Origin of the sequence: Flavobacterium lindanitolerans (assembly GCF_002846575.1) — a bacterium.
Classification (GTDB): domain Bacteria; phylum Bacteroidota; class Bacteroidia; order Flavobacteriales; family Flavobacteriaceae; genus Flavobacterium; species Flavobacterium lindanitolerans.
Genome location: NZ_PJND01000003.1, coordinates 1 through 2226, shown reverse-complemented (window position 1 = coordinate 2226; position 2226 = coordinate 1). Strand labels below are relative to the sequence as shown.

General features: G+C 48.2%; 1 protein-coding gene and 1 pseudogene. Both read left to right on the top strand.

What is annotated here, in order from left to right:
- The coding region (locus tag B0G92_RS00040) for an OmpA family protein (RefSeq protein WP_143394972.1) at positions 1-384 on the top strand (384 nt) is incomplete at its 5' end.
- Positions 385-478: 94 nt separating this feature from the next.
- Positions 479-2226, top strand: a pseudogene (locus B0G92_RS00035) (hypothetical protein); the annotation flags it as partial.

Here is a 2226-nt window from a genome sequence, read left to right as displayed (position 1 = left end):
TCCCTTGAACCTGTGGAGGTGGTCATCACCGATACGGAAGTCATCCTGAAAAGCATCTACTTCGAGTTCGACAGGAGCAACATCACCCAGCAGGGTGCCGCGGAGCTGGACAAGCTCGTGAACGTGATGGACAGATACCCTGACATGGTGATCTACGTGAAGTCGCATACGGACGGGAAGGGAAGCGCTGCCTACAACCTGAGGCTATCCGAGCAGAGGGCGCAGTCCACGGTACAGTACCTGGTGTCGAAGGGCATCAGTAAGGAGCGAGTTTCGGGCAAGGGGTTCGGGAACACGGAGCCGAAGGTGGACTGCAGGGCAAATTGCACGGAAGAGGAGGATGCGCAGAACAGGCGTTCGGAATTTAAGATTATAAAGAGATAAGACAATAGTTCTTACTGATTAAAGAATACATCTCTGACAGCTGGTCTATTGTAAGGCCGGCTGTTGGGGTTTTCAAAAAATTGCAATGATTAAAATGAGAAAGTTTCTGACAATAAGTCTTTTGGTAGTATTTGGTTATCTGGCCAAAGCCCAACAACCCAACGATTGTGTCAATGCCATAACGGTTTGTAGTAATGGCACATTCACATCCAATGCTACAGGTATAGGAAATCTACAGGAGGTATCAGGTTGTGGAGGTTTAGAACATAATTCCATATGGCTTAAAATTAATATTGCCAGTTCCGGAACTTTAGGATTTCATATAAAACCATTAGATCCTAGCATTCTTGTAGATTATGATTTTTGGGTTTATGGGCCAAACAGGAGCTGTTCCAATTTAGGAAGTCCTATCCGTTGTGCTACAACTAACCCTAATCTAGCTGGACAAACAAGTAATCATACAGGCATGTATGCAAGCACGACAGCTACTCAGGTTGGCCCTGGGGCTAATGGTGATGGTTATGTACGATGGCTGAATGTGACAGCAGGACAATCCTATTATATTGCTATCGACAGGCCGGTAGGAGACGGTGGTTTTGAACTGGAATGGATAGGTACAGCAACTTTTCCGGGAGCACCGCTAGCCAATGCTATTGGAGAAAGAAGAACCTGCAGCAATACACCTAATGTGGGATTGTTTGATCTTAATTCCTACAGAAGCCTTATTAATCCTGATCTCACAAATAACACAGTAACCTTTCATACAACATTAGCAGACGCTGTTGACGGGGTGTCACCTTTGCCAAACATAATCAGTAACTCCTCAAATCCCCAGCAAATTTTTGCAAGGGTTACTGATAATGTTACCAAATGTCACAGTATCGTTGATTTATCCCTGAGAGTCTATCCTATACCCACAGCCACAATAACGGCATCGACTGCTACAGCCTGTTTGGGCGAACAGGTATCATTTACGATTAACGGAACCCCCAATGCTATAATCGATTTTACGGTCAATTCAGGCCCCACACGCACAGTAACTTTAAGTGCAAGCGGAGTTCATACCTTTTCAGAGACTTATACAGGTCCGATTACTTGTAGTTTAGTAGAAGGAAGAATAGTAGATTCAAATAATGTTGTTGTTTGTTCGCAGTTGCTTACAAGCCAGGCAACAGTTGGACCAACAGTTATTACCGCCGATATTACTACGGCAGACACATCAATTTGCGTAGGCAGCAGCCTTACCATCGACGTTCAGGGAACCCCTGGCACGGTGGTAACCTATACGGATCCAGCGGGTGTACAACAGACCGTAAACCTTGACACAGCGGGCAACGGTACGATAACGCTTCCTACGGGCACGCCTGTGGGCACCTATACCTATACGCTCGTGAAGGTGGCCACAACCGGTACTCCTCCGTGCGAGCAAAACGTTACGGATTCGGTAACCATTACGGTAAGACCGATCCCTACGGCAACAATCCATCCGGTAGACACCCAGGTATGCCTTGGCAACCCTTCCAGGGTAAGGATTACCGGAGAGGCCGGTGCTAGCGTCGACTATACGCTTGACGGTGTGGCCCAGGCCCCTATCACAATCCCTGCCAGCGGTGAATACTTCATCCTTGAGGTGCTTGCCACTGCAGGCATGCACGACTACGACCTCGTAAGGGTTACATCCGGTACAGCCCCATTCTGCACCCAGCCACAGACAGGCAGGGTTACCATCGAGGTTACGGATGCGCCGACTGCGACGATATCGACCCCGACCCCGGTAATCTGCGAAAACGGCACGGGTACGGTTACCGTCACCGGAACGCTCAACGCGCAAGTCACCTATAC